Genomic DNA, 7621 nt, shown 5'->3' on the forward strand with positions numbered 1-7621 from the left:
TTAAAACTTAACATTCAGGTTTAACCCAAAGCTTCTGGTTACAGGCACTCCACCTCTTTCAAGTCCTTGTTCATTACCATTTTGATAATTTGATTCAGGATCAACATTAGGAACCTTACTATAAAGACTAAGTAAGTTACGAGCTACGAAAGAAATATTTACCCCTTCGATATGTGATTTTCCAAGGAAACTTTTTGGAAAGTCATAACCTAGCGATACCGATCTCAACTTGATAAAATCAGAAGAATAAACAAAATTAGCTGTTTGTCCACGTGCCCATGCTCTCCAGTAATCCTGTGCATTTGCAGTTACATTTACCGGAGCTCCATTTACATCTACACCATTAACCGGAATTCCATCTTCTCTTCCTTCCAATGTTCCTTTGTGCAATCCTAAACGATATCCTAAGTAGTTACTGGATGAAAATACATCACCACCAAATTTAGCGTCAATCAATACTGATAATCTGAAATTTTTATAAGAGAAATCATTGGTAAAGCCCATACTATATGGAGCTACACCTTTACCTGCAGTTACTAATTCACCTCTGCGTAAAGTACCATCAGCATTGTATACCAAAGCTCCACTTGCATTTCTTTCATAATTATATGCTTTTATAATCCCAAACGGTTGCCCTTCTTCTAAAACAATAAAAGCATTACCATCTCTATTATCAGCCAAAGTTTTAGACTTAAGTTCATCCGAAAGTTTTACTACTTTACTTTGGTTATACCCCATATTAAAACCAGTATTCCATGTAAAATGCTCTGTTTTAAAAGGGATTCCGCTTATTTGTAGTTCTACCCCTTTATTAGAAATTTCACCTACATTTATTTTTGTTGAATTATAACCTGATGAAATAGAAACGTTTGCATCAGCAATATCATTAGTGGTTGTTTTGCTATAGTAAGTCACATCTAAGCTCAATCTGTTTTTAAAGAAAGAGTTTTCTGTACCAAATTCTATAGTTCTTACATTATATGGTTGTAAATTTCCATTAGGTATAGTATTTCCATTTGTTCCAACCAATGGTTGTCCAAAATAACCTTGCCCTACTGGATTGTATGTTAAAACTAAAGCATAGGCATCTGGCAAAGCACCTCCTACATTACCCCAACCACCTCTGAATTTACCGTAGCTCCACCAATCTGGCAATTTGACAGCATCCGAATAAATAAAACTGGTACTAACCGACGGATAAAAGGTGTGATTGTTTTTTGGACTCAAAGTAGAAAACCAGTCTTCACGTCCAGTAAAGCTTACAAAAAACAAATTTTTATAACTCAAATCGGCAGAACCAAACAAGGAGTTCACTTCACTTTCTGCAAAATTTTCATTAGAAGATTTATTTTTCAGGTTGCCATAAAAATATTGAAAAGGCACAATGAATTCACTACCGCTAAGGTTGATTCCTTTGCTGCGATTATGCTGACGGTTTGCTCCCACAAAAGCATTGACTTCAAATTTATCCAAAAAGGTGTTTTTATATCCAAGGATTCCCTCAGCATTATACTCATATCTGGTTTGTTGAATAACATTCATTCCTCCATTTGGATTAAAAGCTATACCTGTAGGCTCGATATCAGTATATTCATAATTAATATGGTCAATACCTAATTTACCCTTTGCATAAAGATTTTGATTGAAGTTGTAAGTAATACTGGAAGAACCAATAAATCGGTTTCTACGATCAAAATTCTTAACATAATTTGTAGCGAAATATGGCGTTTGAGAATAAATATTACCCCCAAAATGATTCGCTTCAAACCCGTTTGCATCTACACCTGGTTGCAACCATCTAACATCTGTATTGGTCGCCAATTGATAAACGGATAGATTCGCATTCTTTGGTGAATCCGAAAGAAAAGGTCTGTTATTTGCTCCTTCAATAACATATTGTGCATTGGTCTCCAAAGTAATTTTGTCATTTGGAGTTGCATTCAACGATAAAGTGAAATTTTTTCTATTGAAACCTGCACTAGGCAAAATGGCTTTATTCTCAACATTTCCTAATGAAAATCGATAATTGATTTTATCATCTCCACCAGTTAATGCAATAGTATTCGAATTAGTCGTACCATTGTTATAGAAGTTTTTCATGTTATCCTTTTGAGCACTATAAGGATGCATCAAACCATCGATAGAAAGCACCTGAGAACCATCTAATTTTGCTCCCCAAGAATAATTATATAAATCCTGAGCATCGGCTAAATTAGCTGGTTTTTGCCCTCTGTCTCCTGAACCATATACATATTGCCAATCGGTAGTTTTAAATACTTTTTCAAAAGTGTAGTTTGAGGTATATTCTACTCCTATTCCGTGTCCTGATTTCCCTCTTTTAGTGGTAATTAAGATAACCCCATTCGATCCTCTATATCCGTATAATGCAGAAGCGGCACTCCCTTTCATAACAGATACTGAAGCAATATCATCTGGGTTAAAAGAAGATAAACCATCTCCTTTGTCAGCTCCACCCCAACGTCCAGCGTTACCTTGTTGCGTATTGTCTATTGGAATTCCATCCACAACATACAAAGGTTGATTAGAACCGGATGCTGATGTAGCACCACGAATTACGACTCTACTGGAACCTGCTGGTCCTGTCGCAGTTCCGGAAACGTTTACTCCAGCCACTCGGCCTTGCAAAGCATTTCCTAAATTGATTTCTTTTGCTTTAGATAAATCATCCCCTTTTACCTGACCAACTGCATAACCTAGTACTCGTTTTTGTTTTTTTACTCCTAAGGAAGTAACAACTACTTCTCCAAGCTCTTGTGTGCTTAAAGCCAGTATAACGGTAATATTATTTTCATTTTCAGTAACATCTACTGATTTAGAACCAAATCCTATAGAAGATACAGTCAGAGTGGTTTTACCTGAAGGCACCATGACCGCAAAGTGCCCGTCTGAATCTGTTATTGTACTAATGGATTTCCCTTTTACCTTTACGGTTGCAGAAACAATACCCTTGTTTCCTGCATCTGCGACTACGCCTGTTATGGATCGGTTTTGTGCTATTGCGCCAAAGCAGCTAAGCATAACCAATCCTAACACTGCTAAAATTCGTTTCATAAGCAATTTGTTTTAGTTTGTTTTTGGTTTTGTTTTAAAAAATTAATAAAAAAATAAGAACTCAATTTCAAAATAAGACTGGAATAAATTCTCCAATTCTATTCTAATTTCTTGCACTTTAAATACTATAAATCGATGGTTTAAATCGATTCAATAATTAGAAGAAAAAACATTTGTTATATTTTCAATATTTCAAAATAGCTTCCTATTCTTATTAAACAAGGATCGAATTGAGCGACTATATCGATTTCGTAAATAAAAAAGCGCACAGATTTCCATGCCTTTTAAAGCTAACCTATCTTTTAATCAAAATCGAATAGAGCAATTATCGACTTTACGATTAAAAAACATACTGAATTCACAACTACTATTCTTTCCTCTTTATCATTCAAAAACCGAATAGAGCAATTATCGATTTTATAATTAACAAAAAAATATAGCATTTTCAACTCCTAAATAGTTATTCCAATTCCTTATAAAATTGCTTGAAACAACTATTCCAACTTAATAATTAAATGAAAATCAGCTACATTTTCATTTTTTAAATCACTTACCTTTTGAGTAAGATTACAACTCATTTACTAAATCGATTTAGCAAAATGATAAAAAAAACGAACTTTTCATTTTTTGCAATAAAATGAATAGCCCTAATCTAAATTATACAGATTCCCTTATGAGAAGTTTCCCTTTTTGAAGCACCTTCTCTATTACAAAATCCCTACCATCTATCATTTGATCCATAAGCAATCCTACAGCTTTCACAGCTATAGCATCAATAGGTTGCTCAATAACAGATATTGATGGCGTATGTAATCTAAAACTATAATGATCATCAAAACTAATAACAGACAAATCCTTTGGTATTTCTAAATCCATTTTACGAAAAGCCTGTAATCCGGCAAGTCCCATATAGTTAGCTGAAAAAAGAACAGCATCAATCCCAGTATTCTTTTCAAAAAAATGAACTATAGCTGCAATTTTAGCATCTTCATTACTATGATATTCTAAATGAAGAATAAGGGATTCTTGGTAAAGTCCTGCCTCTTTCATCGCATCAACATAGCCCTTTTCCCTCAATTGCATCTGAATCATTCCTGATGTGTTATTTACAAAAGCAATACTACGACGCCCTTTCTTTATAAGAAATTGTGTAGCGGAATAAGATCCTTCATAATTATCCATAACAACATGACTAACATTTTGCCCTGGAAAATACCTGTCAATCAATACCACAGGCTTTTTTAATTTAATCAGGTGATCGATACTTTTTTCCAATTTTTCTGTTGGAGTAATAATAAAACCATCCACATTAGCCTGAAGAAGGCTTTGTATCAGTTCATCAGAACGATCATCATCATTACCGGTACTGCAATAAAAAACTCTGTAACCCAGTTTTTTTGCCTCATCCTCAATTACCCTTGCCAGATCAGAAAAAAATTGATTCGAAATATCCTCCACAATAAGACCAATCGATCTTGTCTTTCCAGTTCGAAGACTACTCGCAATCATATTAGGTCTGTAATGTAACTTTTCAGCAACTTCCTGCACTTTTTTAATAACAGCCTTGCTAATGTTCATTTTCTCACCCTTATCGTTAAGGACAAAAGATACCGTAGAGATGGAAACCTTAGCTTCCAGCGCAATATCTTTAATGGTGATTTTTTTCATTTAGCGTGTTAATTTTATATTAAACTGTTATTAATTCTGTGACAAATATATATATAAAAATAGTTACAAAATCGTTTTAGTAAATATTTTTTTAAAAGAATTCTTTTTATAAAGTTAATAAACCAGTAAATACACAGTATTTAAGGATATATACAGATATATCCTTAATCTGTATAATAAATAAATTCGCATTAAAATCAGACTCTCAACTAATTTCAATCTGACAAAAAAACAACTTAACTCAATAAGAATAACTACTTATGAAATAAACACCTCTAAAAGGGAAGCTTTTCCTTGGAGAACAAATGCATTCATAGCAGCTGGAATTAAAACCGTATCTCCTCTTTTATATTGCAATTTTGAATTGTTGTATTCAATTTCAAATGTTCCTTCCACACACATATATACCGTAAAGCTTTTCCCAGATTTAGAAACGGTAATTGCCCCATCTAACGGAATGAAATTAGTCGTGAAATAAGGACAGTCTACAACATTATTGGATTCGTTTACCTTTTTAGTATATTCTTTTTGAGTCTCTACCACATTGTAGTTAATCGCATCCAAAGCCAAATCAACATGTAATTCCCTAGTATTACCACTAGCATCAATTCGCTCAAAATCATACAATCGATACGTAATATCAGAAGTTTGCTGAATTTCGGCAACAACTAATCCCGCACCAATAGCGTGAACCGTTCCCGTTTCCAAAAAGAAAACATCACCAGACTTTACTTTTACATCATCCAGAATAGAAAGTACTGTTTTATTTTTTAGATTTTCTAAATAATCGCTGGCATTCGATTTTTCTTTAAAGCCAACAATTATTCGAGCATCATCATCAGCTTGCATAATGTACCACATCTCCGTTTTTCCAAAAGAATTGTGACGCTTTTTGGCCAACTCATCATTAGGATGAACTTGTATGGACAAATCTTCACGGGCATCCAGATATTTAAAAAGCAACGGAAACTGCTTTCCAAACTGAGCATGAACCTCTGTTCCTAAAATCTCATTAGGACATTCATTGATAATATCAGTCAACGATTTCCCTTTCCAATCTCCATTAGCAATGACACTCACATCTCCTTCGACAGTAGATAACTCCCAGCTTTCACCAGTTATTTTTGATGTAATTGGTTTATGAAGTACCGTTTTCAGTTTTTCACCGCCCCAAATTCTTTCTTTTAAAATAGGATCAAATTGTAATGGATAAAATTTCATTTTGCTTTTTTATATGATTATCATTTTATAATTCTAGTTAAATCAATTTTGCTAAATCGATTTAGCAAATATATAAAAATAGTTGTAAATCAAAGAAACTGAATTCAAAATTTAAACATCATCAAAAAATAAATCATTTTAAGATTCCATTTATTTCTTAAGAATTCACAATAACAAAAAAACCCAAAGTAACTACTTCGGGTTTTCTTCTATTAAAATAATACGTTTATAATCGATAAATAATTCATTACCATTTAATAATAGCGCTTCCCCAAGTAAATCCGCTACCAAAAGCAGCCAAAACTACTGTATCTCCTGATTTTATTTTTCCTTTTTCCCAAGCTTCTGTCAAAGCAATTGGAATAGAAGCGGCAGTTGTATTACCGTATTTTTGAATATTATTATACACTTGTTCATCCGTAAGATTGAATTTCTTTTGGATAAATTGGGAAATTCTCAAATTCGCCTGATGCGGAATTAACATATCAATATCTGAAACCTGCAAGTTATTTGCTTGCAAACCTTCATTTATTACTTCGCTGAAACGAACTACAGCATTTTTAAAGACCAATTGTCCATTCATATAAGGAAAATAACTTTCATCATCCGGATCATTATCGGCTAAAATATCAGTAACCCAGCGTCCACCCATTCCTGGTGCTTTCACAATTAATTCTTCGGCGTGTTGCCCCTCTGAATGCAAATGCGTGGATAAAATTCCTTTAGTCAAATCTTCTTCTCTGCTCAAAACGGCTGCTCCTGCTCCATCTCCAAAAATTACAGAAACACCTCTGCCTCGTGTCGTCATATCCAATCCGGTTGAATGGACTTCTGAACCAATTACCAAAACATTTTTATACATTCCCGTTTTGATGTATTGATCAGCTACTGACAACGCATAAATAAAACCGGAACATTGATTTCTAACATCCAATGCACCTACAGTTCTAAGACCTAAATCACGTTGAACTAAAACTCCTGGTCCAGGAAAATAGTAATCAGGACTTAATGTGGCAAAAACTATAAAATCAATAGCTGACTTTGCAACACCGGAACGCTCAATCGCGATTTCAGCCGCTTTCACTCCCATCGAAGTCGTCGTATCTTCCCCACGTATAATGTGTCTTCTTTCCTGAATACCCGTACGCTCCTGAATCCATTCATCATTCGTATCTATAATTTTAGACAAATCATCATTGGTAACTATATTGGAAGGAACGTAAAATCCTAATCCTGCTATTTTCGAATGGTACATATGTTTTGTTATTTTATTAAAATCAAGGCTGTAAATTTAAATATACTTTAAAATATTAGACCACAAATTACTACTTTTTTGGTAATATGCAATTATATTTTTCAGGAGCTATTTCCTGCTATCCGCTGTATCTTTTATTCTCGTAAAAAAACGAGAATAAAAGGATGCCGCTTCCATCAGGCCTAGAGCTGTGAGAAGCTCAATTACTAAGAAGTCCCTGAAAGTATACATCACAATATATGCTTAATTTTTATCACTCCACAGGTATTGGACTTGATCCCCCTATTTCGGATCAAGACATATTGTTGTGGGGAAATATTAAAATCTAGATATTTGTATTTCTAAATTATACCTGAATGCAAGATTCTTTTATCGACATCCTCAAGTTGTTATTACCTGAGATAA

4 protein-coding genes are annotated in these 7621 nt (G+C 33.8%); all 4 read right to left on the bottom strand.

Annotation, left to right across the window (positions count from 1 at the left end; genetic code table 11):
- Window positions 1-3072, bottom strand: a complete 3072-nt coding sequence (locus ACM55H_RS14095; protein ID WP_416837110.1) for a SusC/RagA family TonB-linked outer membrane protein — start codon at window positions 3070-3072, stop codon at window positions 1-3.
- 657 nt (window positions 3073-3729) lie between these two features.
- Window positions 3730-4740: a LacI family DNA-binding transcriptional regulator gene (locus ACM55H_RS14100; protein WP_416837112.1), complete on the bottom strand. Its 1011-nt coding sequence runs from the start codon at window positions 4738-4740 to the stop codon at window positions 3730-3732.
- Between the two features lie 258 nt (window positions 4741-4998).
- Window positions 4999-5961, bottom strand: a complete 963-nt coding sequence (locus ACM55H_RS14105; RefSeq protein ID WP_416837114.1) for a type I phosphomannose isomerase catalytic subunit — start codon at window positions 5959-5961, stop codon at window positions 4999-5001.
- 247 nt (window positions 5962-6208) lie between these two features.
- Window positions 6209-7216, bottom strand: coding sequence for a 3-oxoacyl-ACP synthase III family protein (locus tag ACM55H_RS14110; protein WP_416837115.1), 1008 nt, complete (start codon window positions 7214-7216; stop codon window positions 6209-6211).
- Window positions 7217-7621 lie beyond the last annotated feature (405 nt).

The sequence above is a fragment of the Flavobacterium cryoconiti genome, from assembly GCF_048158645.1.
Lineage (GTDB): Bacteria > Bacteroidota > Bacteroidia > Flavobacteriales > Flavobacteriaceae > Flavobacterium > Flavobacterium cryoconiti.

Excerpts from the sequence above, each read along its gene's own strand:
- ACM55H_RS14105 (WP_416837114.1), bottom strand. The coding sequence starts at position 5,961 with ATGAAATTTTATCCATTACAATTTGATCCTATTTTAAAAGAAAGAATT.
- ACM55H_RS14110 (WP_416837115.1), bottom strand. The coding sequence starts at position 7,216 with ATGTACCATTCGAAAATAGCAGGATTAGGATTTTACGTTCCTTCCAAT.
- ACM55H_RS14095 (WP_416837110.1), bottom strand. The coding sequence starts at position 3,072 with ATGAAACGAATTTTAGCAGTGTTAGGATTGGTTATGCTTAGCTGCTTT.
- ACM55H_RS14100 (WP_416837112.1), bottom strand. The coding sequence starts at position 4,740 with ATGAAAAAAATCACCATTAAAGATATTGCGCTGGAAGCTAAGGTTTCC.